Below are 23,543 nucleotides of genomic sequence, written 5' to 3'. Positions count from 1 at the left end.
GCGACCCTGATGGGGCCGCGTGCTGCCATATTGCAATAGCTTGTTGGCGTTCAGCGCGCAGCCGCGGTCGCGACCGGCCTGGCGTGGGCGTTACACTGCGCCAGCGCATCGGCGTCATACGCCTGGCCGCGGACGGTGAAGCTGCCGAGCTGGCCGACCTGATCCGCCAGCTGACGGCATAGCAGCTGATGCCGATCCGCCGCGCGCGGCGCCACATAGGCGGCGCCGTCGAGCTTCCAGGTGGTGAGGTGCGTGACCAGGGTCGGTGCGCTCGGCGGCGTGACGGGGACGGCGACGTAATAGCCGGTCTGCGCCGCGGCAGACGCCGCGATCGCCATGCCGATGGTCGCGAAAGTCACACGGAAAATACGGGTCATGACGGCCTCCCTTTTTAGTTGCAGATCGATACGTATCGAAAAGATTTCGAGTTGCAACTGAAAATCTATTGTGCTGTGCGAACCGATCGTTCTGCGATAGGTTCGCGCCACAAGAGGATGCGATCATGGCAGAAACGCGCGAACCATTGAGGGAATGCAGCCTGGCCGCGGCGCTGGAGGCGATGGGCGAGCGCTGGTCGTTCCTGATCCTGCGCGGGTCGTTCAACGGGTTGCACCATTTCGAGGAATTCCAGTCGCAGCTGGGCATCGCGCGCAACATCCTGGCGAACCGGCTGGCGCGGCTGGTCGATCACGGAATCCTGGCGCGGCAACCGATCCCGGAAGATCGCCGCAAGATCGCCTATCGCCTGACCGACAAGGGGCATGCCCTGCTGCCGACGATGGTCGCGCTCCGGCAATGGGGCGAGCGCTGGGAGACGGGGGTAACGGCGTTCCCGATCCTGGTCGACGCGCGCGATCGCCGGCCGCTGCTGCCGGTGTCGGTGCAGGCGCATGACGGGCGGGTGCTCGGCAAGGGGGACCTGATCTGGGCGCTGCCGGACGAGGTGGCGGGGGGGCTGGACGAGGCAGCGGAGTAGCTTCTCCCCTCCCTGGAAGGGAGGGGGCGGGGGTGGGTCGGCCTGGGGCACTAACGGCGTTCCCGCGTGGACCAACCCACCCCCAACCCCTCCCTTCCAGGGAGGGGAGAAAAGGCGCCGTTGCGCCTGATCGCTGCACTGCTATGCTCGGCTATAACACCGCAAGGAACACGCGCCATATGTCGTTGAAACTGCTCGCTCTATCCGGGGTCGCCACCGCTGCGCTCGTCGCACCCGCGTTCGCACAGGACGCCAGGCCCGCCCCTGTCGCGGCGCTCGTGAAGTCCGTCGACATCCCGTACCAGCAGTTCACGCTGAAGAACGGGCTGCGCGTGGTCGTCACCACCGACCGGAAGGCGCCGATCGTCGCGGTGTCGGTGTGGTACGACGTCGGATCGAAGCACGAACCCAAGGGCAAGACGGGCTTCGCGCATCTGTTCGAGCATCTGATGTTCAACGGATCGGAGAACGCGCCGGGCGATTTCTTCGAGCCGCTGAAACAGGTCGGCGCGACCGACTTCAACGGCACCACCTATTTCGACCGTACCAATTATTTCGAGACGGTGCCGACCGCCGCGCTCGACCGCGCGCTGTTCCTCGAATCCGACCGGATGGGCTATCTGACCGGCGCGATCACGCAGAGCGTGCTCGACGAGCAGCGCGGCGTCGTCCAGAACGAGAAGCGTCAGGGCGACACCCAGCCTTACGGCCTGGTCCGCTACAAGATCACCGAGGGGCTGTTCGCGCCCGAGCATCCGTACGGCCACACCACGATCGGATCGATGGCCGATCTCGATGCGGCGAGCCTCGACACCGTGAAGGGCTGGTTCAAGGACCATTATGGCCCCAACAACGCGGTGCTGGTGCTGGCGGGCGACATCGACGTCGGGCGCGCGAAGACGCTGGCGGAGAAGTATTTCGGCGGCATTCCGCGCGGCGCGCAGGGGACTCTGCCCAACGCGCCGATCCCGACGCTGAAGGCGCCGGTCAACGAGACGATGCAGGACCGCGTCGCCGCCGTCATGATCAGCAAGAACTGGGTCGTGCCGGGGCTGAACGACAAGGACGGTACCGCGCTGGACGTGGCGGCCGGGGTGCTGGGCGGGCTGGCCAGCAGCCGGCTCGACACCGCGTTGGTCAAGAAGGAAAAGCTGGCGGTCAACGTCTCCGCCAACAACGGCAGCTTCAGTCAGCTGGGCATGTTCGGGATCCGCGCGATCGTGCGGCCGGGGGTCGACCCCGCGATCGTGTCGCGGCGGATCGACGAGATCCTCGCCGAGTTCCTGAAGACCGGCCCGACCGCGGACGAGGTGACGCGAGTCGCCACGACCAGCGCGGCGGCGACGATCGCGGGGCTCGAATCGGTCGGCGGATTCGGCGGCAAGGCGGTGACCTTGGCCGAGGGCGCGCTCTATTCGAACGATCCGGGCTTCTACAAGAAGCAGCTGGTCGCGCTCGCCGCGCAGACCCCCGCGAGCGTCAAGGCGGCGGCGGACAAGTGGCTGACGCGCCCCGCCTATACGCTGACCGTCGTGCCGGGCCCGCGTGGCGCCTATGCCGAGGCGGTGGTGCCGCCGAAGACGGTTGTGCCCCCTGCTCCCGAGGTGGCGCCCAAGGGCACGCGCGGGCCGCTGCCGGGCGTCGGGACCGTCGCGGGGCTGACCTTCCCGGCGGTCGAGCGCGCGACTCTCTCCAACGGGATCCGTCTGGTCTATGCGCAGCGCACCGCGGTGCCGGTGACGCAGATGGTGATGAGCTTCGATGCCGGCATCGCTGCCGACGTGCCGACCAAGCTCGGTACGCAGGGCATCGCGCTGGCCATGCTCGACGAGGGCACGACGACACGCGATTCGATCGCGATCGCCGAGGCGCGCGAACGGCTCGGTGCGCAGATCGGTGGCGGGTCGAGCGCCGACCGCTCCTATGTGTCGTTCCAGCTGCCGAGCGTGAACCTGGCGCCGGGGATAGACCTGCTCGCCGACGTCGTGCGCAACCCGGCCTATGCGGAGGCGGAAGTGGCGCGGGTCAAGAACCAGCAGCTCGCGCAGATCCAGCAGGAGCTGACCAACCCGCAGGGGCTGGCGGGGCGGGTGATGCCCAAGCTCGTCTATGGTCCGAGTTCGCCCTATGCCAAGGCGATCGGCGGCGGCGACCCGAAGGCGGTCGCGGCGCTGACCCGTGCCGATCTGGTGGCGTACCAGCAGGCCTGGTTCCGCCCCGACAAGGCGACGATCTTCATCACCTCGGATCGTCCGCTAGCCGACGTGCGCGCCGCACTGGACCGTGGGTTCGGCGACTGGAAGCCGGTCGGCCCGGCCGGCACCAAGAGCTTCGTCAGCGGCACGCCGTCGACCGCTAAGATCCTGCTGATCGACCGCCCGGATTCGCCGCAGTCGCTGATCTCGGTCGGCTTCCCCACCGCGCTGAAGGGCACGCAGGACCTCTTGCCGGTGGCGACCGCGAACGATGCGCTCGGCGGCAGCTTCCTGGGCCGGATCAACATGGACCTGCGCGAGAGCAAGCATTGGTCCTACGGCGTGCAGGGACGGCTGGCGCAAAGCGAATTCGCCGCGCCGTACCTGATCAACGCACCCGTCCAGGCCGACAAGACCGGCCCGTCGGTGGTGGCGCTGCGCGACGATGTGAAGGCGTTCCTGTCGACGCAGCCGATGACCCAGCCCGAATTCGACCGCGCGATCACCGGCGCGATCCGGGCTTTGCCGGGGCAGTTCGAAACGTCGGACGCGGTGCTGGCGGCGATGCAGCAGAACGACCTGCTCAAGCGGCCTGACGACTACTATGCCAAGATCACGCAGCGCTACCAGGGCATGACCTTGCCGCAGCTGAACACCGCGATCCAGGCGGCGATCGATCCGGCCAAGGCGATCTGGGTCGTGGTGGGCGATGCGAAGTCGGTGCGGCCGCAGCTTGACAGCCTGGGCCTGCCGGTCGAGGTGATCCCAGCCGCGTCGGTAGCCGGCGAGAACTGATTCAGGAGAGACATGATGGCAAACATCGATGGCAGCTGGGATTGCGTGGTCAAGTCGCCGCTGGGTGACCAGAAGACCGTGCTGACGATCAAGACCGACGGCACGACTTTTACCGGCACCAATTCGGGCGCGATGGGCTCGATGGACGTGCATGGCGACGTCGATGGCGAGACGATCAGCTGGAAGCAGAGCATGACCGTGCCGATGCCGATGACGCTCGACTGCCAGGCGAGCGCCGAGGGCGACGTGCTGACAGGCACCGTCGGCGCCGGCGCGTTCGGCAGCTTCCCGATGTCGGGGACGCGCCAAGCGTAAGCTTGTCGTCCGTCCGACATGACGGATAGTTACAAAAGGCTCGTCCTCTCGATCCGAGGGCGGGCCTTTTGCATGTCCATAGACCCGTAACGGGTTTTTAGGATGCGTTGACTTAAGACGGCGATCACAAGATTTGGATCGCCCGATGAACCATCTTCCCTTGATTGCCCCGAACCCGCCGCGACTGAGCGAGCATTTGAATGCGTTGCGGCGCGTCGAGGCATCGGGCACGTTCAGCAACAACGGCCCCGAAGTCCAGCGGTTCGAGGCGGAGGCGACGCGCGACCTGTTCGGCGGGCATGGTGCGAGCCTGGCGGTGGGCAATGCCACGCTGGGGCTGATGATCGCGATCCGTGCAGCGGCGGGGATGAACCCGAAGCCGGGAACGCTGGCGCTGATGCCCGCAATGACCTTTGCCGCGACCGCGCATGCCGCCGCCTGGGCGGGGCTGACGCCGCTGATCTGCGACATCGACTCCGACGACTGGGGCGTCTGCGCCGCCGCCGAGGAACGGCTGTTGCAGGCGCATGGCGACCGCATCGGCGTCGTCGTTCCCTATGCGACGTTCGGCAACGCGATCGACCTGGAGCGCTATGCGGACTATCGGCGGCGGTTCGGGGTCGGCGTGGTGGTCGACGCGGCTTCGTCGCTCGGCACGCGCGACGCCGCGGGCGAGGGGTTCGGCGCACGCGCGCCGTTCGCGGTGGTCCATTCGATGCACGCTACGAAGACCTTCGCGGTCGCCGAGGGCGGGCTGATCCACAGCGGCGACGAAGCACTGATCGCGACGCTGCGCGCGATGGCGAATTTCGGGTTCGACGGCAACCGCAGCGCGGCCCTGCCCGGGATCAACGCCAAGCTGCCCGAAGTGTTGGCGGTGATGGCGCAGGCCAAGCTCGCCGAGATCGAACGTGTGGCCGACCATCGCGCCGCGCTGGAGGTCGCGTATCGTGCGGCGCTGGATGGCCTGCAACTGCAGCGTGTAGCGGGCACGCGCCGCGCGACTCAGTTCATGGCGGTGCTGCTGCCGCCGCACCTGGCGCACGCGCGCGACGCGGTCGCGGCGCGGATGGACGACGAGGGCGTGGCGACCGGCCGGTATTTCAGTCCGCATCTCGGCGAACAGCCGTGGTTCAAGGCTACCGCGACGATCGATCCTACGCCGGTCGCGGATGCGGTCAGCGCGCGGATGATGTCGCTGCCGATCACCGACGCGATGACGATCGACGACGCCGTGCGCGCCGCCGAGACGCTGCAGCGAGCCTGCCGCATGGTGGAGGGCCGCGCTCCGGCGCGCGCGGCAGCACCGGGCATCGCCTCGGTGATCGTCATCGGCGGCGGGCCCGCGGGCACGGCGATGCTTACGTCAGCGACCAAACGCGGTCAGTTGCCCGCGCTCGCCGCGTCGGGACTCGTCATGGTCGAGCGCGGCGATGCGATCGGCGGCGGGCAGCTCGGCCGCTACGCGATCACCTCCGATTCCACCGCGCAGACCTTCCTCACCGCGGTTCGCGACAATGCACATCCCGAACTCGCAGGGCTGGTCGAGCATCCGGCCGGGCGCGCGGTCATGGCACACGCCGATTCGCTCGGCGTGCCGCTGACCGAGGTCGGGCCGTTGCTGCGCGCGACGGGCGACCGGCTCGCCGATATCGTCCGCGCGAACGGCGGGACCGTGCTCACCGGCCACGAGGCGATCGCGGCGCGGCGTGTCGGCGGCTTGTGGAGCGTGCAGCTGCGGCGATTGTCCGACGACCATGTCTTCGACCAGATCGCGCATCATGTCGTCGTCGCGACGGGCGGGCACCAGCCGATCGATCGGCTCGCCGCGCAGCAGGTCGGCGGCGGCGTGCTGGCCGAACTGGCCGAGGGACGGCTGCTGCAGTCGGACGAAGTGCTGACGCTGGGCGGGTTCGAGCGCGTCACCGATCTGCTGGCGACCACGCGCGCGCCGCGCATCGCGGTGGTCGGCGGATCGACCAGCGCGCTGACGACGATCGCGCTGTTGCTGAAGAGCCGCCCTGCCCTGCCGCTCGGCGCCGGCGCGGTCACCCTGCTGCACCGCCGGCCGCTGCGGCCGTTCTACCCCTCGGTCGAGGCCGCGCACGCAGAGGGGTTCACCGACTTCGGACCCGACGATATCTGCCCGGTCTCGGGGTTCGTGTATCGGCTCGCGGGATTCCGGCTCGAGGCGCGCGATCTGGTGGTGCGGATGCTGGGGATCGACGGGCGCGTTCCCGATCCGCGGGTCGCGCTGCACCGGATCGTGGGCGACGACGATCCCGCGGCACGCGCGATCATCCGCGACGCCGATCTGGTGATCGCGGCGCTCGGCTACCGCCCGCGCGCGTTGCCGATCCTCGACGCCGCCGGCGCCCCGCTGGTGCTCGCCGCGGACCAGGGCCTGCCGATGGTCGACCGGCACTGCCGAGTCGTCGATGCCGAGGGCACCGCGATCCCCGGGCTGTTCGGGATCGGGCTGGCGGCGGGGTTCGTACCGTGGGGCGCGCTTGGCGGTGAGACGAGTTTTTCGGGGCAGGCCAATGGCTTGTGGCTCTGGCAGAACGATGTCGGACAGATGATCGTTGACCAAGTGCTGGCGCAGGAGGCACGAGCGGCGGCGTGACCGCCCCGACCATCAGCGTTATCATCGCCGCGTACAACGGCGCTGCCCTGATCCGCGAGACGCTGGCGACGCTTGACGCACAGACGTTCGCCGATTTCGAAGTGATCGTCGTCGACGATTGTTCAACCGATACGACGCGCGAAGTGGTCGCGGCCTGGCCCGATCCGCGCGTCCGGCTGGTCGCGCTCGAACAGAATGGCGGCCCGGTCCGCGCGCGCAACCGGGCGGTTGCCGAGGCGCGCGGGCGCTATATCGCCGCGCTCGACCATGACGATCTATGCCACCCGCAGCGGTTCGCGCGGCAGCTCGCGTATCTCGACGCCCATCCCGACACCGTCCTGCTCGGCACCGCCGCCGACATCCTGGAGGATGGCGTCACCACGCCGTCGAGTTATGCGCCGGTGACCACGCCGCATCTGATCGCCTGGCTGACCCGGATCGAGAACCCGCTGGTCTGGTCGTCGGTGATGGTCCGCGCGGACGCCGCGCGGCGGCTCGATCCGTTCACCCGGCCCGACATTCTCTATGCCGAGGACTTCGATCTCTACCACCGCATCCAGCCGCTCGGCCGGATCGCGCGACTCGACACGCCGCTGATCGTCTATCGCAGCCATCCCGGTGGCATCTCGAAGCGCTTCATGGACACGATGGAGGCGAACACGCTGCGTGTGCTCACCGACGCCTATGCGCCGCTGTTCGGCGACCGGGCGGGTGCGACCGCGGCATTGATCGCGCAGCATATGATGGCGAAGCGGCCGGTCCCGGACCGCGCCACGCTCGCCGCGCTGGGCCAGGCACTCGCCGCGCTGCAGGCCAATTACCTCGCCACCCATGACTGCGACGCGCAGGATCGGCGACTGATCAAATGGGAAACCGCGCGGCGCTGGGCGCAGGTCGGGCGGACCGCGCTGCGGGCCGGGACGATCGGCGTTGCCGACGTGGTCGCGGTGCGGCCCGAGCATCTCGGGCTCGGCTATGCCGGGGTCGAGGCGCTGATGTGGTCGGGGCTGGTCGGCGGCGCGCGGCGGTTGGGTGCTCAGACCTTGGCGGCGAAGATCATCCGGCCCGGTCCCAGTCGCGCGAAGACCTGATCGAGGTCACGCTCGCCGACCGCGAAACAGCCCTGGCTGCGGCCGAGCATGCCGTGCGTCGCGATCATGTCCTTGTTGGCATACCACGCCGCATGCACGACGATCGCACGGCCGAGTGCGTTGTCGTTGGTCGGATCGAGCCCGATCAATCGCTGCGACCGGCCATGCTTGCCGACATAATAATCGTCGGTGACGAACGCGCCCTGCGACGAGGCGTTCGAGCCGAAATCGTTCGAGAAGCGGCGCAGATAGCCGCTGTGAGCAGGATCGGACCCGCTGCCGTGCGAGACCAGCAGCGACGTGCTGCGGCCGCTGACGAGATCGACGAAGTGGAAGCGCGGTTGGGAGGACGAGGCGGAGAAATCGGCGATCGCGATCCGGTCATGCCGGGCGACGCGGCTGCCATGGCGGCTCAGCGAGGCCAGCGCCTGACGAAGCAGTTCGGGGCGGACGACCCGCGAGGAAACGATCGGTTCGGCGGCAACACGCGGCAGCGGCGGCTGGGTCAGCGGGCGCAGATCGCGCGAGGTGAGGCGCGGGGTTGCCGAGACGACGCCGGGGATCACGAGGGCACCGGCAAGGATCAGACCGTTCTTCAACATCGCGCGGCGGTCGCGTGTGGTGTCATACTCGTCGTTCATCGAAATTCCCGAAAAGCCCCTGCCCTCACGTCTTCGTATAGCGTGTTTTTGATGAAAATTCCGCAACCATCTCTACCAGTTCCGGCCGCCACGTGTCGTTCCGGCGCGAGTCCCGCCCGGTTCGTCGAGACTCGACAGCACCGGCTCCTTTGACGATCATACCCGCCTCAGCCGCCGGAACCGGAGATTCCATGAATCGCGCAACGTCTTTCGCCTTCGCATTGATGCTCGTGGCCGCCGCGCCACCGGCTGCTGTGTCGGAGACGATCGAGGAGGACGCGACCGCGCTGCCCCGCAACCGGTTCGTCTGGAACGACACCGGCACCGGCGAGCCGCTGAGCATCGTCATCAGCCTGTCGGCACAGCGCGCGTTCGTTTATCGCGGGGCGCAGATGATCGGCGCTACCACCATCTCCAGCGGCCGGGACGGCAAGGTCACGCCGCTCGGCACCTATCCCATCCTGCAGAAGAATGCCGTGCATCGCTCCACGATCTACGGGTCGTCGATGCCGTACATGCAGCGGCTGACCTGGGACGGGATCGCGATCCATGCGGGCAACAATCCGGGGTTTCCCGATTCGCACGGATGCATCCGCGTGCCGGCGGCGTTTGCGAAGAAGTTGTTTGCGGTGACCGGGCTGGGCACGCCCGTGACCGTGACGAACGATTTCGAAGATCGTCCAGCCGGGGCGGACGTGCCGTGGGTGGGCCCGTCAGGCTGACGGGGCAGCCGCGATCGGCAGGCCAAGCTCCACCAGGCGCGCACGAAAGGCGGTGGCATCGGTGAACAGGATCGCGTGCATCCCCACGGCGTCGGCGCCCGCGACATTGTCCGCATTGTCGTCGACGAACACCGCGTGCTCGGCCCGCAACCCGAATCGGTCCAGCGCGAGATGGTAGATCGCCGCATCCGGCTTCACCATCTTCTCTTCGCCCGACACGACGACGTCGCGGAACCGGTCGAACAGCGCGGCTTCGCGCGCGCGGAACGGTGGCCAGAATTCGTGGCTGAAATTGGTGATCGCGAACAGCGGTACGCCGGCCGCGTCCAGCTCGCGGACGATCTCCTGCATGCCGGGCACCGCCCCGCCGATGCTGTCGACGAAGCGCGGGCCCCATAGGGCGATCAGATCGGCATGCTGTGGATACAACGCGGCCAGCTCCGCCGAGGTCTCGGCGAAGTCGCGACCAGCATCATGCTGGAAATGCCAGTCGACCGTGACGACATCGCGCAGGAACGCATCGAGCGCCCGATCGTCCTCGATCAGGCGCTCGTAGAGAATCCGCGGATCCCAGTCGTACAGGACGCGACCGACGTCGAAGACGACGGCGGTCGGCGCGGGGCTGCTCAGCCCTGGCGCGCCTTGAAGCGACGGTTCGTCTTGTTGATGACGTAGGTACGGCCACGACGACGGATCACGCGGTTATCGCGGTGACGATCCTTGAGCGACTTCAGGGAATTGCGGATCTTCATGATCGATTCGCTTCTTTTCAATTCTAGGTGTGCGGAAAGACGGGATCGCCTAATGGCGGGGGGTGTTCAAGTCAAGCAAACGGACGCGAGAGCCGCCAACGGAACCCTCCGCGGCGATTCGAGCGTTACCGATGCGCAACAATAGAATGGGAACCGCCCGATGACCATGCGTTCAATCCTCGCTCTGGCCCTGACCGGAGCCGGTCTGGCGGCTTGCTCAACCGTATCGCTGCCGCCGACCGAGGTGCTGCGCTATCATCTGGGCAACCCGATCGACCGCGGCACGGTGGCGGTGCAGCCCCTGTCGGCGGGTCCGGCGAGCCTGGAGTTCAAGAGCTATGCCGCCGCGGTGCAGGGCGAGTTGCTCAAGTCGGGCTACGGCGTGCCTGCCACCGGCGCCAAGCCGCAGTTCATCGCGACGGTCGCGTTCACGCGGACGACGCAGGCCGGCCCGCCGCGCCAGTCGCCGATCAGCATCGGCATCGGCGGCGGCGGGTTCAGCGGCGGGCGGCGCGGCGGCGGCGTGGGCCTGGGGGGCGGGGTCGGCTTCCCGATCGGCGGCGGCGGGCGCAGTGCGATCCTCGTCACCGAGCTATCGGTGACGATCAAGCGCGCCGCCGATCAGTCGCCGGTATGGGAAGGCCGCGCCCAGAGCTTCGCCGATGCGCGCAAGGCCGACGCCACGACCGATATCCAGGCCGGAAAGCTGGCGCGCGCGCTGTTCACGGGGTTCCCCGGCGAGTCCGGGCGCACTATCCAGGTGAAATGACCATCACGCTCAACGCCGCGTTCGACAGCGGCAACATCCGACTGCTCAAGATCGACGGCGATGCCGTCGATCTCGAGATCGTGCGCGACCGCGATTCGGACTTTTTCCAGTGGTTCTATTTCCGCGTCGCGGGTGCGGTCGGGCGATCGGTCACCTACCGGATCGTCAATGCGGGCAGCTCGGCCTATCCCTTCGGCTGGCCGGGCTATCGGGTGCGAGCAAGCGCCGATCGGCTCGACTGGCGAATGATACCCACGCGCTATGTCGACGGCGTGCTGGAGTTCGAGTGGACCGGCAGCACGGACCTGGTCTGGTTCGCCTATTTCGCGCCCTACACGATGGAGATGCACGAGGCGCTCGTCGCGCGCACCGCGCTGTCGCCGGTAGCCACGCACCGCGAACTGGGCACCTCGCTCGACGGGCAGGCGATCGATTGCTTCACGATCGGATCGGGCCCCAAGCAGGTCTGGATCTATGGCCGCCAGCATCCCGGCGAATCGATGACCGAATGGTGGATGGAAGGCGCGCTGGAGCGGCTGACCGACACGTCCGATGCAGTCACCGCGATGTTGCTGGAGAAGGCGACCTTCCACGTCGTGCCGAACATGAATCCCGACGGCACGCGGCGCGGGCATCTGCGCACCAATGCGGCGGGCGTGAACCTCAACCGCGAATGGCATACGCCGACCGCCGAGCGCAGCCCCGAAGTGCTGTGCGTGCGCAATGCGATGGACGCGACCGGAGTCACTGTGGCGATGGACGTGCACGGCGACGAGGCGATCCCGGCGAACTTCCTGGCGGGGTTCGAGGGGATCCCGTCCTGGACCGACGCGCTCGGCGAGAAATATTACGAGTATGGCCGGCGGCTCGCGGCGCACACGCCCGACTTCCAGACCGAGAAGGGCTATCCCAAGTCCGCGCCCGGCACCGCCAATCTGTCGATGTCGACCAACCAGCTCGCCGAACGCTTCGGCGCGGTATCGATGACGCTGGAAATGCCGTTCAAGGATCACGATCCCAACCCCGATCCCGAATTCGGCTGGTCACCCGAACGCTCGAAGCAGCTCGCGCATGCGATGCTCGAGACGCTCGCCGACATGATCGACACCTTCTGATTTTCCTGGAGTTCCGATGCCCAAGCTCGTCCTGATTCGCCACGGCCAGTCCACCTGGAACCTCGAGAACCGTTTCACCGGATGGTGGGACGTCGACATGACCGCCAAAGGCGAGGCCGAGGCCAAGGCCGCTGGCGAGCTGATGGCCGCCAAGGGCCTGGATTTCGACCAGAGCTTCGTCAGCCTGCAGACGCGCGCGATCAAGACGCTGAACATCGCGCTGGAGGCGATGGGCCGGCTGTGGCTGCCGGTCGAGAAGGACTGGCGGCTGAACGAGCGGCATTATGGCGGGCTGACCGGGCTCGACAAGGCCGAGACCGCGGCCAAGCACGGCGAAGCGCAGGTCCATACCTGGCGGCGCAGCTTCGACATCCCGCCGCCGGTGATGGAGGACGGGTCGGCGTTCGATCTGTCGCAGGACCGGCGCTATGCGGGGATCGCGATCCCCAAGACCGAAAGCCTGAAGGACACGATCGCCCGCGTCCTGCCCTATTGGGACGCGCGGATCGCGCCGGCGCTGAAGGACGGGCAGCGCGTGCTGATTTCCGCGCACGGCAATTCGCTGCGCGCGCTGGTCAAGCATCTGTCGGGGATTCCGGACGACGAGATCACCGGGCTTGAGATCCCGACCGGGCAGCCGATCGTGTACGAGCTGGATCAGGATTTGAAGGCGCTCGATCGCTATTATCTGAGCGAGCGCTAAGCCTTCCACCACCCCGGCGAAGGCCGGGGCCCAACTGGGGGACGGCAGTGACGACCGACGCCCCTCTGCTACTGCGACCTTCCCAATTGGGCCCCGGCCTTCGCCGGGGTGGAGACGCTGCGGACGCAACAGGCGTTGCCCTCCCTCCCTCGCCTCGCTAGGCACGGGCGTTTCTCGACTTCAGGGGGCGAAATGGCGCTGGTCGGCATCATCATGGGTAGCACCTCCGACTGGGAGACGATGCGCCACGCCGCCGAGACGCTCGACGCGCTGGGCGTGGCGTACGAGACCAAAGTGGTGTCCGCGCACCGCACACCGCAGCGGCTCTACGACTATGCCACCACCGCTGCGGACCGTGGCCTGAAGGTCGTGATCGCGGGCGCGGGCGGCGCCGCGCATCTGCCCGGCATGGCCGCCGCGATGACGCATCTGCCGGTGCTGGGGGTGCCCGTCGAATCCAAAGCGCTGAAGGGCATGGATAGCCTGCTCTCGATCGTGCAGATGCCAGGCGGTATTCCGGTCGGCACGCTGGCGATCGGCAAGCCCGGGGCGATCAATGCGGGGCTGTTGGCCGCGGCGATTCTCGCGACGTCGGACGATGCGCTGGCCGAGCGGCTGAAGGCGTGGCGCGCGGCGCAGACCGACGCCGTCACGGACGAACCCACATGATGCTCCCCCCCGGCTCGACGATCGGTATTCTGGGGGGCGGACAGCTCGGCAGGATGCTGGCGATCGCAGCGGCGCAGCTCGGCTATCGCAGCCATGTCTATGCGCCCGAGGCGACCGGCCCCGCGACCGAGGTCGCCGCGGAGTGGACGCAAGGGCGGTTCGAAGACGCCGATGCGATGCGCACATTCGCCGCGCGCGTCGACATCGCGACCTATGAGTTCGAGAATATCGACCCTGCTGCGGTCGCGTTCCTGTCGGGCCGGGTCGCGGTGCATCCGCCGGTCCGCGCGCTGGACGTCGCGCGCTATCGCCCGAACGAGAAGGCGCTGGTCGTCGAACTCGGCGGCCGGACCGCACCGTACCGCGAAGTCGCGAGCGCCGCGGACCTGGCGCGTGCGCTTGGCGAGATCGGCGCGCCGGCGATCCTGAAGACGACCCTGTTCGGCTATGACGGCAAAGGCCAGGTGCGGATCGACGACGCGGGCGATGCCGAGGCGGCGTGGGACGCGCTGGGCAAGCCCCCTGCCCTGTCCGCCGGCGCGGTGCCGGCGATCGTCGAGGGTCGGGTCGACTTCCTCGCCGAATTCTCGGTGCTTCTCGCGCGCGGGCGCGATGGCCAGACGGTGGCCTGGGATACGCCCGAGAACGTGCACCATGACGGCATCCTCGCGACCTCGACGGTGCCGGCGCGTGGCGTGATCGTCGAGCAGGCCGCCGAGGCGATCGGCGTAGCGCGCCAGATCGCCGAACGGCTCGACTATGTCGGCGTGATGGCGGCGGAGTTTTTCGCGACGGCGGACGGACCGGTGTTCAACGAGATCGCGCCGCGGGTGCACAATTCGGGGCATTGGACGATCCAGGGCGCCGAATGCTCGCAGTTCGAGAACCATATCCGCGCGATCTGCGGGCTGCCGCTGGGGTCCACCGCGCTCACCGGGAGCCGCGTGACGATGCAGAACCTGATCGGCGACGAGGCCGATGCCTGGCCGCAACTGCTCGCCGAACCGGGCGCGCACCTGCACCTCTACGGCAAGGGCGATTCGCGGCCGGGGCGCAAGATGGGCCATGTCACGCGGGTCATGCGCTGACGCCCGTCACGAACCGCTCCCATGCCTTTCACGTGCGCCCGATATCGGCGCCCGCACGTTTGCGCGTTGCAGATAAAAGGAGGGAACGGCCATGACGACATATCCATTGAGCGAGCCGGCGACGATCCATGGTGGCGACGCGCAGGACGGCGCGTCCGGGCGCGGCACGTTGGCCGACTGCGTGGAGATCCTCCAGGGTTTGCCTGACGCCAAGCGGGCCTCCGCGAGTATCGTCATGGACGAGTTGGACCTCCGCTTCGGTCCTGGCGAGATCGACGAGCTGCTGCGCTTCCTGCATGAGGAAAGCGCGGGTCTATCGAACAATGAGATATCGGCGATCGCGGATTCCGACCGCTGATCGGGCCGGCGACGATCACGCATTGCGGCAATAGGCGACGTCTAACGCGAGGTTGAGGGAATGGTGCCCGGAGACGGGGTCGAACCGCCGACACTGCGATTTTCAGTCGCATGCTCTACCAACTGAGCTATCCGGGCATCGTCCGACCGGGGTCGGAACAGCGCCGATCTTTCGACCGGAGGTGCGCGTTTAGTCGGCGTCCTCGTCGCTGTCCAGCCCGCTTGGCGAAATCGGTCGGCCGGGAATGCGATAGCCTTCGCCGAGCCATTGCAGCAGGTCGCGGTCGCGGTGGCGGCTAGTGCAGAAGGGAGTGGTGTCGGGCGCGGCGGGCTTGCCGCAGATCGGGCATTTGACAGGCATTATGCGCTCTCCAGTTCGTGGACGACGCCCGTACGCCGGGCGAGCTCCGCCAGCCAGTCCGGCTGCGCCATCAGGCGGGCGTGGACCGCCGCGGTCACGCGGTGGCGGCGCGAGGCGGTGGGGGGCGTGCGCTCGAGGCTGCGCAGCGCAGCGCGGGCGGAGGCGCCGACCGGATCGGCGCGGAGCTGTTCGGGCAGCGAGGCGCGCGGGCGGGGGCGGACGATCTGGAGGAAGCCGAAGCCGTTCATCGCGGTGCGCTCGAACGGCGGCGGCAGCGCGTCGTCGATCGCGGTGGCGACGGCCTGGCGCTGCGCCTTGCCCTGCAGCGTCGGGAAGTCGATGCCGATCGAGCCGCCGATGCCGTGGCGGCGGATCGCGGCGGCGACTTCGTGCGCCGCGGCGATGGCAAGCGCGTCGAGCGGGGGGGCGCCGTCGACGTCGAACAGCGTCATCGCCGGGGTCGGCGACATCCGCAGCGCGCCAGCGGGGAAGAGGATCTCGCCGGTCAGCGCCTCGTCGAGCAGTTCGGACCAGCCGGCGGCCTCTAGCGCGTCGGGTTCGTGGGGGCGGAGCTTGCGCACTGGGTGGCCGGTGGCGGCGAGGCGGGCGAGCAGGTCGGGGGCGGCGGCGGGTACTGCGTCGGTGGCGACGGCCTTGGCGAGTTTCGCGCGGCCGGATTCGGGGATGGCTTCGCGGACGATCTCGACGGTGAGCGCCGCGCCTTCGGTGATGCCGGCGGGGAGTTGCATCAGCGCCTCGCCGCCCTCCAGGGCCACGCGGCCGCGGCGACCGGGGAGCAGGGCGACGAGGCGGGCTCTGGCGACTGTGCCGACGCGGAGGGTGGCGTCGGCCAGTTCGATCGCGGCTTCGATGATGCGGTCGTTATCGACCAGCGCCGCGCGGGCCTCGCCGATACCGGCTTCGTAGAGCCATTCAGGCAAGCGGCACGCCTGCGGTCTTCAGAAGCGCGCGGGTTTCGAACAGGGGGAGGCCGATGACGCCCGAATGACTGCCCGACAGGAAGCGGACGAACGCCTCTGCCCTGCCCTGGATCGCGTAGCCGCCGGCTTTGCCGAGGCCTTCGCCGCATTCGATGTACGCGTCGATCTCGGCTTCGGAGAGCGGCTTGAACGCGACGATGGTGTCGGCGATGCGGGTGCGGGCCTTGCCGGTCGTGTCGATCACGCAGACCGCGGACAGCGCGTGGTGGCGGCGGCCCGAGAGTTTGGCCAGCAGGTCGCGCTGCACCGCCTCGGTCTCTGCCGGGGGCAGGATGCGGCGACCCAGCGCGATGCAGGTGTCGCCGGCGAGGACGATCTCGCCCGCGCCACGCTCCACCGCTTGCGCCTTTTCGACCGCCAGGCGCAGCGCATAGTCGCGGGGCGGCTCGGCCTTGCGGGGGGTCTCGTCGATGGCGGGGGCGGCGACGCGGGTCGGCACGACCCCGAGCCGGGCGAGCAGGTCGCGGCGGCGGGGCGAGGAAGAGGCGAGTACGAGCATGACTGCCTCGAGATTCGAACGGGTTACTTGAAGCGGTAGGTGATGCGACCCTTGGTCAGGTCGTAGGGCGTGAGTTCGCACAGCACTTCGTCGCCGACGAGCACGCGGATGCGGTTCTTGCGCATCTTGCCGGCGGTGTGGCCGAGGATCTCGTGGTCGTTTTCGAGCTGGACCCGGAACATCGCGTTGGGGAGCAATTCCACCACGCGGCCGCGCATCTCGAGCAGTTCTTCCTTGGCCAAACAAAACCTCTGATCTTTTGGGATTAGCGAACGCGGGCCCTTAGCCGCAAAGCGGCGAAAAGGGAAGCGTTGCCCGGATATGGGGCGTGGAGGCGCGGGTTTCCAGCGGGGTGGAAGGTCACGAAGGTCGTGCCCGAGAGGGTGTTTTTGGGGGCGGCGGGGTGGGGCGAATGTTGTGAATGTTGAGACGCTGGCGCGATTTTGCGGGAGTCTCAACTTTCGACGATGGCCGCTCAGTGGCGGTGTCGCGCGATCGCGAGCCGGATGTGGACGTTTCAAAGAGCGAGTCGGGCGGGAACATAGTGCGAACGAGGTTTGTAGGACAGGGATTTATGTGACCCAGAGTTGCGATGCTGCCTTTGTGTAAGCTCCCGGTCGGCTGTGGTCCAATCTCCGTGATCCGAATGGCCGCGACATTACCAGAAGCGTCATGCGTTCGGAATAATGCCGCTCACTTAGCTTGCAGATGTCGAGTTAATTCCCACGCCAGCCATACGATCGATTATCGGACGCAGCGAAGGCATGCCACGGATGTCCACCTCGTGTTCGTTCGCCGCGATCAAATCACGATTGTCGTTCGCGACATATCCTTTCCACTTGGCGGGCAATCTTCGTCGATCAGTAAGAAGGTAAAATTCGAACTCGTGCAGCACAAAACGCCATGCCGTTAACCCCATGAATTTCACACGGTATGGGTTCAGGGCCATGTTGATCGGTCCAAGCTCTCGCAGCATCATGCCGGATCGCGCCACGATGGCCTGAAAATCATAAGGCCCGCTGTTCATTAGCCGAGCTTGTAATTCGTCCCGATAGGGCCCGAGCTTCAAAGGCTCGCCGCGACGTGCGCCACTTACGACATGGCGCCATACCGTACCGTAGATGAAATGGAGAAGAAGATTTGGGTGAGGATTATTCACCTTAACTGCCCGCCCATTCATTATGATAGGGGCTTCGGGCGCGCGCTTGAGAAGCTTTACGGCGTAGTCATCGCCAAGCCCAACTTGCTTCTCGTGCGCATCACAGAGAATCAGGTCATCCCAATCTCCGTTCTGCGGCAGGCGAATGCCGTCTTCAAACCGATCGCCTTGGACCAGTGATCTTGCATCTCCTCGCATTGCGAGCATAAGTGCGCGCGGAAACAAGTGCGACTTTACGGTGGGCCCCGCCCCGCAAACAACACACCGCCCTTTAACGTTCGCCATGCTTATGAGTATCGCTGACCTGAACGATATCACAAGCTGAGCTGCCATTACCCCTCGACGACAGCTTACCAGCCCCGACCCCGCCTGGCCGCATACGCCGGTGCGCGGGCGTCGACCCACCCCCGACCCCTCCCTTTCAGGGAGGGGAGCTGAGGGTCCGCTTTCCACTAGGTGGCGTCTTCCTGACGAGCGTCGGGAACCAGAGTTTTGGGCGACACCTCTGCCGCTATTCGCTCCCCTCCCTGAAAGGGAGGGGTTGGGGGTGGGTGGACGCTTGCGAACCGCCAATTATGGTGGCGATCGATGCAGCGCATTCCGCCCGAGCTGACCTTGAACGCGCGACGGCTTCGGCGTGAGGCTACGCAGGAGGAACGCGATCTCTGGGGCGTGCTGAAGGCGGTGCGGCCGCGGTTCACGCGGCAGTTCGTCGTTGATCGGTACATTCTCGATTTCGCGTGTCGGAGCTTGCGGCTGGGGGTCGAGCTGGATGGTGGGCATCATGCGGTGCAGGTGGAGGAGGATGCTATCCGGACGGCGTATCTGGAGCGTTGCGGCTGGACGGTCATGCGGTTCTGGAATGGTGATGTTCGGGAGAATATCGATGGGGTGTTCGAGGTGATACTCGCCGGCGTTGCGCGGGCGTCGACCCACCCCCGACCCCTCCCTTTCAGGGAGGGGAGCTGAGGTCGGCGGTTCGCCTAGTCCTCGTCATCCCGGCGAAAGCCGGGACCCATGGACTTGGCGAAAGCGAGGTCAGCATACTCCCCTGACCGCCCGCAACCATGGGTCCCGGCTTTCGCTGGGATGACGGATGTGGGGGCGAATCAGCCTACCCCTGCCCCGGCCAGTGCTGCGAGCAGCAGCAGCGCGACGATATTCGTGATCTTGATCATCGGGTTCACCGCCGGGCCGGCGGTGTCCTTGTACGGGTCGCCGACGGTGTCGCCGGTCACCGCGGCCTTGTGCGCTTCGGATCCCTTGCCGCCGTGATGGCCGTCCTCGATGTATTTCTTCGCATTGTCCCAGGCGCCGCCGCCGCTGGTCATCGAGATCGCGACGAAGAGCCCCGAGACGATCACGCCCAAGAGCATCGCGCCGAGGCTGGCGAAGCCGCTTGCCTGGCCGGCGACCGCAGTGATGATAAAATAGACCGCGATCGGGCTGAGCACCGGCAGCAGGCTGGGCACGATCATCTCGCGGATCGCGGCCTTGGTGACGAGGTCGACGGTGCGGCCGTAATTGGGGCGGCTGGTGCCGAGCATGATGCCGGGGTTTTCGCGGAACTGGGTGCGGACTTCCTCCACCACCGCGCCGGCGGCGCGGCCGACGGCGGTCATGCCGAACGCGCCAAAGAGGTAGGGGAGCAGCGCGCCCAGGAGCAGCCCGACGATGACATAGGGGTTGGAGAGGCTGAAATCGACCGTCACGTCGGGGAAATAGGTGGCGAGATCGGTGGTGTAGGCGCCGAACAGCACGAGGGCTGCGAGCCCGGCCGAGCCGATCGCATAACCCTTGGTCACCGCCTTGGTGGTGTTGCCGACCGCGTCCAGCGCGTCGGTGCGCAAGCGGACGTCGTCGGGGAGGCCCGCCATCTCGGCGATGCCGCCGGCATTGTCGGTGACAGGACCATAAGCATCCAGCGCGACGACCATGCCGGCCTGGGCGAGCATCGCGGTGGCGGCAAAGGCGATGCCGATAATGCCGGCGAGCTGATAGGCGACGATCACCGCGACGACGATGACGAGGGTGGGGAGCGCGGTCGATTCGAGGCTGATCGCCAGCCCCTGGATGACGTTGGTGCCGTGGCCGGTCTCCGACGCCTTGGCGATGCTCTGGACCGGGCGGTGGTTGGTGCCGGTGTAATATTCGGTGATCCAGACCAGCAACGCGGTGACGACCAGGCCGATCATCATCGACCAGAACAGGTCCATGCCGGTGAAGCTCTGCGTCAGCGAGGGAGCGGTTTGCGTGGTCAGGTCGTCGGTGGCGGGGTCGAGGAAGCCGGCGCCGCCGATCGTCGCGTTCAGGTCGCCGAGCACATATTTGGTGGCGAGCCAGATGCCGGGGATCGAGAGGATCGCCGAGGTGAAGAAGCCCTTGTAGAGCGCGCCCATGATGCTGCCGCGACCAAGCCGGACCATATAGGTGCCGATGATGCTGGTGACGATGCAGACGCCGCCGACGAGCAGGGGGAGGCTCATCAGGCGCATGAGGTCGGCGGGGTTCGCCTGGATCAGCAGCGCGATCGAGATCATCGTCACGCCCAGCGTCACGACGTAGGTCTCGAACAGGTCGGCAGCCATGCCGGCGCAGTCGCCGACATTGTCGCCGACGTTATCGGCGATGACCGCGGGGTTGCGGGGGTCGTCCTCGGGGATGCCGGCCTCGACCTTGCCGACGAGGTCGGCGCCGACGTCCGCCGCCTTGGTGAAGATGCCGCCGCCGAGACGCGCGAAGATCGAGATCAGCGACGCGCCGAACGCGAGCGCGGTGAGCGCCTCGACGATGATGCGGTCGTTGGGGGCGTGGCCGGCGGGACCGGTGAGGTACCAGAAGAAGGACGCGATCGCGAGCAGGCCGAGTCCCGCGACGAGCATGCCGGTGACCGCGCCCGAGCGGAACGCCATGGTGAGGCCGGCCTGCAGCGAGGTGCGCGCGGCCTCTGCGGTGCGGACGTTGGCGCGGACCGAGATGTTCATGCCGACATAGCCGGCTACCCCCGAGAGCACCGCGCCGATGACGAAGCCGATCGTCGAGGTCAGGCCCAGGGTGACGGCGAGGATCGCGGCGACGATGACGCCGACGATCGCGATGGTGGTGTACTGGCGGCCGAGATAGGCCTTTGCGCCTTCCTGGATGGCGGCGGCGATGTCCTGCATCTTGGCGTTGCCGGGGCTGGCGGCGAGGACCTGTCTGCTGGTGATGAACCCGTACAGCACGGCGATGACGCCGCAGAGCATCGACAGATAGACGGTCGTCATAGGCCCGCGATCCCTTTTCCAGTTCCTCTCGCGCCCGCGCTTTGTCGGGTCACGGGGGCGAGCGTAACAGCCTGTCGCGGTTGCGCAAGTTATCGCGCGTGGGCGTAACCGAGGCGCGCGGGAAGCGGGACGGGCGCGCCGTTGCGGGTGAGCGTGAGGCCGCCTCCGGGGGCGAAGCCGCCGATCCGGCTCGCGGGGAAATCGCCATCGGCGGGAGCGGCGAACAGGAGCTCGTAATCGTCGCCCGCGGTCGCGGCGGCGAGGATGTCGTCCGAAAAGGCGCGACAGGCTGGCGAGAGGGGGATTTGGTCCAGGTTTATGGTGACGCTGAGGCTGCTCGCGGCGGCCATGCGCTGCGTGTCGATGAGCAAGCCGTCGGACACGTCCATCATCGCATGGGCGTGGCGGGCGATCGCCCGGCCCTCGGCGAGACGCGGCTGCGGACGGCGATAGGCGGCGAGAAGCTCGGCCGGGCCGGTCGCGCCGAGCGCGATCACGAGGCCTGCGGGATCGCCGGCCAATCGCTGCGCGATCGCCAATCCAGCTCCCCCGTCGCCGATCGTACCGGTGACCCACAGCGCGTCCCCTGCCCGCGCTCCGCTGCGCGGCGGGGCGGCGGCGTCGCTGCCGAACGCGGTGACGGTCAGGATCCGCGGCGCCCGCGGCGGCAGCGTGACGGTGTCGCCGCCGAGCAGCGGGGTGTCGAACGCGGCCAGCACGGCGCGCAGGCCCTCGAGGAACGCGGCGTCCCAGTCGTCGTTGCCGAGCGGGTAGTTGAGCAGGATGCCTGCCGGGACCGCGCCCTTGGCGGCGAGATCCGACAGGTTGGTCGCGACCAGCTTCCATGCGACGTCTGCCGGCGCGTCCGAGGACAGGAAATGCACGCCCTCGACCAGCGTGTCGGTGGTGACGACGTGGCCGCCGAGGGTCGCGGTGTCGTCGCCAAGCCCGTGCGCGCCGGGATGGAGCGGAAGCGTGCGCAGCGCGGCGAGGAATTGGTCTTCGGTCACCCCGATCGGGTAGCGCGCGACGCGGCGCGTGTCGCGTCTAGTCGAGCGGTCGCCAGGGATCGGGCTTGGTCGCCGGCCGGGAGCCGGCGGTGCGCAGATGTTCGAGCCCGGCATAATTCTCGCGCACCACCGCGAGCGGATTGACCGCGCGGAGGAACCGCACCCCGACGCCGCGCGCCGCGGCGCGCACGACGATCGCGACGACATCGAGCGAGCGTGCCTGGACGACGAACTCCTGCCCCTTCGCCAACGATGGCAACCCGCGGATCATCGCGCCCTCCGCCGAGATGTCGGCGATGACGATCGGATAGCGCATGCTGTGGACGATGGCGGTGCCGTCGATGTGAGTCGGATAGCGCTGCGACTTGCGCTGGTCGATCGGCGACGGTGGGTCCCTGGTGGCCATTATTCGGTATCCCTCCCCTGGTTACCGCGCCCGGCGTATGAGACGCGATAGGGTATGGGAAGGGATAAAAGCGGTTAACCCGGCGGACAGACCGCGCGGGATCGCCCTATGCAAGCGTTTGGATGCGCACCGAATTTCGTGCAGCGCCTCAAATGTCGCGCTTGGCGCCGTCGAGCGTGCGGTCGTGGCGGGCGGCCTCGGCCTTGGCGACGTCCTTCTCGGCCTTGGTGCGGCCGAACGCGGCGCGGTTGGCGTCGGCGGTGGTTTCCGCGGTGGCGCGGGCCTTGGCCTTGCGGGCGCGGCGGAGGTTGACGATCTCCGCCATGCGCGTCAGCCGCGCACGTCCTTGGCGATCGCGTCGAGCAGGCCGTTGACGAAGCCCGATTCGCGCTTGTCGTAGAAGGCGTGCGCGACGTCGACATATTCGCTGATGACCGCGCCGACGGGGACGTCCGCGCGCGCGAGCAGTTCGTAGGTGCCGACGCGGAGGATCGCCTTCATCGGCTTGTCGAGGCGTGCGAGGCTCCAGCCTTTGGCGAGCTTGGCGGCGACGAGGGTGTCGATCTCGTCGGCGCGAGCCTGCGCGCCACTGACCAGATCGTCGAAGAAATCGACGTCGGCCTCGGCATATTCGACGTCCTCGATTGTGGCGCCGAGGCGATGCTGGTGGAATTCATTGAGCAGCACGGGGATGGCGGTGCCCTCCATCTCGTGCTGGTACATCGCCTGGACGGCGGCGAGTCGGGCGGCGGCGCGCGCCTTGGTGCGGGGGGCTGTGCGAGACATAAGCGGTTGCCCTTAGGCTCTGGGGGGGCGCGTGTCAGCCCTTTGAAGGGGGAAGGGGGTTTTCACGCTAAGACGCTAAGGCGCGAAGAGAAGGAGTTTGGTTCGCGCAGAGGCGCGGAGACGCTGAGATGTCGCGTGCGGCGCAGCCGCTTTGACTCGATCGGCCGGTGCGTGCGGGACGGTCGAGATGGGAGGCCGCTGCGCGGCAGGCGCTACATCTCTGCGTCCTCTGCGCCTCTGC

27 protein-coding genes and 1 tRNA gene are annotated in these 23,543 nt (G+C 67.6%); 13 read left to right on the top strand and 15 right to left on the bottom strand.

Annotated elements, in window-relative coordinates:
* Positions 1 to 50: 50 nt before the first annotated feature.
* Complete coding sequence (locus U1701_RS04760) at positions 51 to 377, bottom strand: CC_3452 family protein (protein WP_332781363.1); 327 nt, start codon at positions 375 to 377, stop codon at positions 51 to 53.
* 125 nt (positions 378 to 502) lie between these two features.
* On the opposite strand from U1701_RS04760, the gene U1701_RS04755 reads away from it, so the two are divergent.
* From U1701_RS04755 to U1701_RS04735, 5 genes are all read left to right on the top strand, one after another.
* Positions 503 to 976, top strand: coding sequence for a winged helix-turn-helix transcriptional regulator (locus U1701_RS04755; RefSeq protein WP_332781362.1), 474 nt, complete (start codon positions 503 to 505; stop codon positions 974 to 976).
* A gap of 179 nt (positions 977 to 1,155) precedes the next feature.
* The gene (locus U1701_RS04750; RefSeq protein ID WP_332781361.1) at positions 1,156 to 3,966 is read left to right on the top strand and encodes a M16 family metallopeptidase; all 2,811 of its coding nucleotides are present in this window, start codon (positions 1,156 to 1,158) and stop codon (positions 3,964 to 3,966) included.
* Between the two features lie 15 nt (positions 3,967 to 3,981).
* Entirely contained in the window at positions 3,982 to 4,281 is a 300-nt protein-coding gene (locus U1701_RS04745) for a hypothetical protein (RefSeq protein WP_332781360.1), read from the top strand.
* 145 nt (positions 4,282 to 4,426) lie between these two features.
* A complete protein-coding gene (locus tag U1701_RS04740) occupies positions 4,427 to 6,907 on the top strand; it encodes a DegT/DnrJ/EryC1/StrS family aminotransferase (RefSeq protein ID WP_332781359.1) in 2,481 nt (826 codons plus the stop codon).
* Positions 6,904 to 7,998: a glycosyltransferase family 2 protein gene (locus tag U1701_RS04735; protein WP_332781358.1), complete on the top strand. Its 1,095-nt coding sequence runs from the start codon at positions 6,904 to 6,906 to the stop codon at positions 7,996 to 7,998. Before U1701_RS04740 ends, U1701_RS04735 begins: the two co-directional genes overlap by 4 nt.
* Here the strand turns inward: U1701_RS04735 and U1701_RS04730 are convergent.
* Positions 7,944 to 8,639 carry a murein L,D-transpeptidase catalytic domain family protein gene (locus tag U1701_RS04730; protein ID WP_332781357.1) on the bottom strand — a complete coding sequence of 232 codons (696 nt, stop codon included), beginning with the start codon at positions 8,637 to 8,639 and terminating at the stop codon, positions 7,944 to 7,946. The two genes, U1701_RS04735 and U1701_RS04730, sit on opposite strands and share 55 nt — an antisense overlap.
* A gap of 191 nt (positions 8,640 to 8,830) precedes the next feature.
* Here U1701_RS04730 and U1701_RS04725 point away from each other — a divergent pair, with 191 nt between their 5' ends.
* Complete coding sequence (locus U1701_RS04725; RefSeq protein WP_332781356.1) at positions 8,831 to 9,361, top strand: L,D-transpeptidase family protein; 531 nt, start codon at positions 8,831 to 8,833, stop codon at positions 9,359 to 9,361.
* Here U1701_RS04725 and U1701_RS04720 read toward each other — a convergent pair.
* Both U1701_RS04720 and ykgO read right to left on the bottom strand, forming a co-directional pair.
* The gene (locus tag U1701_RS04720) at positions 9,353 to 9,991 is read right to left on the bottom strand and encodes an HAD family hydrolase (protein ID WP_332781450.1); all 639 of its coding nucleotides are present in this window, start codon (positions 9,989 to 9,991) and stop codon (positions 9,353 to 9,355) included. The genes U1701_RS04725 and U1701_RS04720 overlap by 9 nt on opposite strands.
* Positions 9,988 to 10,113 carry a type B 50S ribosomal protein L36 gene (ykgO, locus tag U1701_RS04715; protein WP_003046794.1) on the bottom strand — a complete coding sequence of 42 codons (126 nt, stop codon included), beginning with the start codon at positions 10,111 to 10,113 and terminating at the stop codon, positions 9,988 to 9,990. The genes U1701_RS04720 and ykgO overlap by 4 nt, the downstream gene beginning before the upstream one ends.
* A gap of 160 nt (positions 10,114 to 10,273) precedes the next feature.
* Here ykgO and U1701_RS04710 point away from each other — a divergent pair, with 160 nt between their 5' ends.
* The 6 genes from U1701_RS04710 to U1701_RS04685 all read left to right on the top strand — a co-directional run bounded on the left by U1701_RS04710 (position 10,274) and on the right by U1701_RS04685 (position 14,815).
* Positions 10,274 to 10,882, top strand: a complete 609-nt coding sequence (locus U1701_RS04710; protein ID WP_332781355.1) for a DUF4136 domain-containing protein — start codon at positions 10,274 to 10,276, stop codon at positions 10,880 to 10,882.
* Positions 10,879 to 11,997 carry a M14 family metallopeptidase gene (locus U1701_RS04705; protein WP_332781354.1) on the top strand — a complete coding sequence of 373 codons (1,119 nt, stop codon included), beginning with the start codon at positions 10,879 to 10,881 and terminating at the stop codon, positions 11,995 to 11,997. Before U1701_RS04710 ends, U1701_RS04705 begins: the two co-directional genes overlap by 4 nt.
* Before the next feature lie 16 nt (positions 11,998 to 12,013).
* Positions 12,014 to 12,700 (top strand): 2,3-diphosphoglycerate-dependent phosphoglycerate mutase, encoded by a 687-nt coding sequence (gene gpmA, locus U1701_RS04700; RefSeq protein ID WP_332781353.1) that lies wholly within the window; start codon positions 12,014 to 12,016, stop codon positions 12,698 to 12,700.
* A gap of 192 nt (positions 12,701 to 12,892) precedes the next feature.
* Positions 12,893 to 13,369 (top strand): 5-(carboxyamino)imidazole ribonucleotide mutase, encoded by a 477-nt coding sequence (purE, locus tag U1701_RS04695; protein ID WP_332781352.1) that lies wholly within the window; start codon positions 12,893 to 12,895, stop codon positions 13,367 to 13,369.
* The gene (locus U1701_RS04690; protein ID WP_332781351.1) at positions 13,366 to 14,457 is read left to right on the top strand and encodes a 5-(carboxyamino)imidazole ribonucleotide synthase; all 1,092 of its coding nucleotides are present in this window, start codon (positions 13,366 to 13,368) and stop codon (positions 14,455 to 14,457) included. Before purE ends, U1701_RS04690 begins: the two co-directional genes overlap by 4 nt.
* A gap of 91 nt (positions 14,458 to 14,548) precedes the next feature.
* Positions 14,549 to 14,815, top strand: coding sequence for a hypothetical protein (locus tag U1701_RS04685; protein WP_332781350.1), 267 nt, complete (start codon positions 14,549 to 14,551; stop codon positions 14,813 to 14,815).
* Positions 14,816 to 14,876: 61 nt separating this feature from the next.
* Here the strand turns inward: U1701_RS04685 and U1701_RS04680 are convergent.
* The 6 genes from U1701_RS04680 to U1701_RS04655 form a co-directional block, all read right to left on the bottom strand.
* Positions 14,877 to 14,952, bottom strand: a tRNA-Phe gene (locus U1701_RS04680).
* 52 nt (positions 14,953 to 15,004) lie between these two features.
* Positions 15,005 to 15,175: a DNA gyrase inhibitor YacG gene (locus U1701_RS04675; protein WP_332781349.1), complete on the bottom strand. Its 171-nt coding sequence runs from the start codon at positions 15,173 to 15,175 to the stop codon at positions 15,005 to 15,007.
* Positions 15,175 to 16,116: a ribonuclease gene (locus U1701_RS04670; protein ID WP_332781348.1), complete on the bottom strand. Its 942-nt coding sequence runs from the start codon at positions 16,114 to 16,116 to the stop codon at positions 15,175 to 15,177. The genes U1701_RS04675 and U1701_RS04670 overlap by 1 nt, the downstream gene beginning before the upstream one ends.
* Positions 16,109 to 16,675, bottom strand: coding sequence for a Maf family protein (locus U1701_RS04665; protein ID WP_332781347.1), 567 nt, complete (start codon positions 16,673 to 16,675; stop codon positions 16,109 to 16,111). The genes U1701_RS04670 and U1701_RS04665 overlap by 8 nt, the downstream gene beginning before the upstream one ends.
* A gap of 23 nt (positions 16,676 to 16,698) precedes the next feature.
* Positions 16,699 to 16,917, bottom strand: a complete 219-nt coding sequence (gene infA, locus U1701_RS04660) for a translation initiation factor IF-1 (RefSeq protein ID WP_031441079.1) — start codon at positions 16,915 to 16,917, stop codon at positions 16,699 to 16,701.
* Positions 16,918 to 17,372: 455 nt separating this feature from the next.
* Positions 17,373 to 18,119: a hypothetical protein gene (locus U1701_RS04655; RefSeq protein WP_332781346.1), complete on the bottom strand. Its 747-nt coding sequence runs from the start codon at positions 18,117 to 18,119 to the stop codon at positions 17,373 to 17,375.
* Between the two features lie 303 nt (positions 18,120 to 18,422).
* On the opposite strand from U1701_RS04655, the gene U1701_RS04650 reads away from it, so the two are divergent.
* The gene (locus U1701_RS04650) at positions 18,423 to 18,803 is read left to right on the top strand and encodes an endonuclease domain-containing protein (protein WP_332781345.1); all 381 of its coding nucleotides are present in this window, start codon (positions 18,423 to 18,425) and stop codon (positions 18,801 to 18,803) included.
* A gap of 140 nt (positions 18,804 to 18,943) precedes the next feature.
* On the opposite strand, the gene U1701_RS04645 is transcribed toward U1701_RS04650, so the two are convergent.
* From U1701_RS04645 to nusB, 5 genes are all read right to left on the bottom strand, one after another.
* Positions 18,944 to 21,100: a sodium-translocating pyrophosphatase gene (locus tag U1701_RS04645; RefSeq protein ID WP_332781344.1), complete on the bottom strand. Its 2,157-nt coding sequence runs from the start codon at positions 21,098 to 21,100 to the stop codon at positions 18,944 to 18,946.
* 89 nt (positions 21,101 to 21,189) lie between these two features.
* Complete coding sequence (gene thiL / locus U1701_RS04640; protein WP_332781343.1) at positions 21,190 to 22,110, bottom strand: thiamine-phosphate kinase; 921 nt, start codon at positions 22,108 to 22,110, stop codon at positions 21,190 to 21,192.
* 37 nt (positions 22,111 to 22,147) lie between these two features.
* On the bottom strand, positions 22,148 to 22,516 hold the full coding sequence (locus U1701_RS04635; protein ID WP_332781342.1) for a PilZ domain-containing protein: 369 nt from the start codon (positions 22,514 to 22,516) through the stop codon (positions 22,148 to 22,150).
* Positions 22,517 to 22,664: 148 nt separating this feature from the next.
* Positions 22,665 to 22,841 (bottom strand): DUF4169 family protein, encoded by a 177-nt coding sequence (locus tag U1701_RS04630; RefSeq protein WP_332781341.1) that lies wholly within the window; start codon positions 22,839 to 22,841, stop codon positions 22,665 to 22,667.
* A 5-nt stretch (positions 22,842 to 22,846) separates the two neighbouring features.
* Entirely contained in the window at positions 22,847 to 23,302 is a 456-nt protein-coding gene (gene nusB, locus U1701_RS04625) for a transcription antitermination factor NusB (RefSeq protein ID WP_332781340.1), read from the bottom strand.
* Between the last annotated feature and the right edge of the window lie 241 nt (positions 23,303 to 23,543).

This window comes from Sphingomonas rhamnosi (assembly GCF_036663615.1).
Lineage (GTDB): Bacteria > Pseudomonadota > Alphaproteobacteria > Sphingomonadales > Sphingomonadaceae > Sphingomonas.
The sequence above is the reverse complement of the archived record's forward strand: the minus strand, read 5'-3'. Positions and strand labels throughout refer to the sequence as shown.

Coding starts and splice junctions, on each gene's coding strand:
- U1701_RS04760 (WP_332781363.1), bottom strand. CDS start 377: ATGACCCGTATTTTCCGTGTGACTTTCGCGACCATCGGCATGGCGATC.
- U1701_RS04755 (WP_332781362.1), top strand. CDS start 503: ATGGCAGAAACGCGCGAACCATTGAGGGAATGCAGCCTGGCCGCGGCG.
- U1701_RS04750 (WP_332781361.1), top strand. CDS start 1,156: ATGTCGTTGAAACTGCTCGCTCTATCCGGGGTCGCCACCGCTGCGCTC.
- U1701_RS04745 (WP_332781360.1), top strand. CDS start 3,982: ATGGCAAACATCGATGGCAGCTGGGATTGCGTGGTCAAGTCGCCGCTG.
- U1701_RS04740 (WP_332781359.1), top strand. CDS start 4,427: ATGAACCATCTTCCCTTGATTGCCCCGAACCCGCCGCGACTGAGCGAG.
- U1701_RS04730 (WP_332781357.1), bottom strand. CDS start 8,639: ATGAACGACGAGTATGACACCACACGCGACCGCCGCGCGATGTTGAAG.
- U1701_RS04725 (WP_332781356.1), top strand. CDS start 8,831: ATGAATCGCGCAACGTCTTTCGCCTTCGCATTGATGCTCGTGGCCGCC.
- ykgO (WP_003046794.1), bottom strand. CDS start 10,113: ATGAAGATCCGCAATTCCCTGAAGTCGCTCAAGGATCGTCACCGCGAT.
- U1701_RS04710 (WP_332781355.1), top strand. CDS start 10,274: ATGACCATGCGTTCAATCCTCGCTCTGGCCCTGACCGGAGCCGGTCTG.
- U1701_RS04705 (WP_332781354.1), top strand. CDS start 10,879: ATGACCATCACGCTCAACGCCGCGTTCGACAGCGGCAACATCCGACTG.
- gpmA (WP_332781353.1), top strand. CDS start 12,014: ATGCCCAAGCTCGTCCTGATTCGCCACGGCCAGTCCACCTGGAACCTC.
- purE (WP_332781352.1), top strand. CDS start 12,893: ATGGCGCTGGTCGGCATCATCATGGGTAGCACCTCCGACTGGGAGACG.
- U1701_RS04690 (WP_332781351.1), top strand. CDS start 13,366: ATGATGCTCCCCCCCGGCTCGACGATCGGTATTCTGGGGGGCGGACAG.
- U1701_RS04685 (WP_332781350.1), top strand. CDS start 14,549: ATGACGACATATCCATTGAGCGAGCCGGCGACGATCCATGGTGGCGAC.
- U1701_RS04675 (WP_332781349.1), bottom strand. CDS start 15,175: ATGCCTGTCAAATGCCCGATCTGCGGCAAGCCCGCCGCGCCCGACACC.
- U1701_RS04665 (WP_332781347.1), bottom strand. CDS start 16,675: ATGCTCGTACTCGCCTCTTCCTCGCCCCGCCGCCGCGACCTGCTCGCC.
- U1701_RS04655 (WP_332781346.1), bottom strand. CDS start 18,119: ATGGCGAACGTTAAAGGGCGGTGTGTTGTTTGCGGGGCGGGGCCCACC.
- U1701_RS04650 (WP_332781345.1), top strand. CDS start 18,423: ATGCAGCGCATTCCGCCCGAGCTGACCTTGAACGCGCGACGGCTTCGG.
- U1701_RS04645 (WP_332781344.1), bottom strand. CDS start 21,100: ATGACGACCGTCTATCTGTCGATGCTCTGCGGCGTCATCGCCGTGCTG.
- U1701_RS04635 (WP_332781342.1), bottom strand. CDS start 22,516: ATGGCCACCAGGGACCCACCGTCGCCGATCGACCAGCGCAAGTCGCAG.
- U1701_RS04630 (WP_332781341.1), bottom strand. CDS start 22,841: ATGGCGGAGATCGTCAACCTCCGCCGCGCCCGCAAGGCCAAGGCCCGC.
- nusB (WP_332781340.1), bottom strand. CDS start 23,302: ATGTCTCGCACAGCCCCCCGCACCAAGGCGCGCGCCGCCGCCCGACTC.